Origin of the sequence: Achromobacter sp. SIMBA_011, assembly GCF_046535435.1 — a bacterium.
In the GTDB taxonomy this organism is placed as follows: domain Bacteria; phylum Pseudomonadota; class Gammaproteobacteria; order Burkholderiales; family Burkholderiaceae_B; genus Achromobacter; species Achromobacter dolens.
Map to the genome: position 1 here is coordinate 1 of NZ_JAWRWN010001000.1, position 247 is coordinate 247.

At 36.8% G+C, this 247-nt stretch carries 1 pseudogene; it reads left to right on the top strand.

Annotated features, from left to right (window positions below):
* Nucleotides 1–247, top strand: a pseudogene (locus SB816_RS34025) (aspartate phosphatase); the annotation flags it as partial.

Below are 247 nucleotides of genomic sequence, written 5' to 3' on the forward strand. Positions count from 1 at the left end.
TTTTATGAAAAAGATTTCATCGAAGCAATCAACTTTTACAGAATCGCAGAGAGGAAGCTTAATAAAGTGCCCGACGAAATAGAAAGGGCAGAATTTCACTATCAAACTGCGAGTGCATATTACGAAATCCGCCAGAATTTTTTCTCACTAAATCACGCTGAAAAAGCGATTCAAAGCTTTGAAGCACACAAAAACTACACAAACCGAGTCATAAAATGCACAATGCTTTTCGCAATGAACAAAGTTG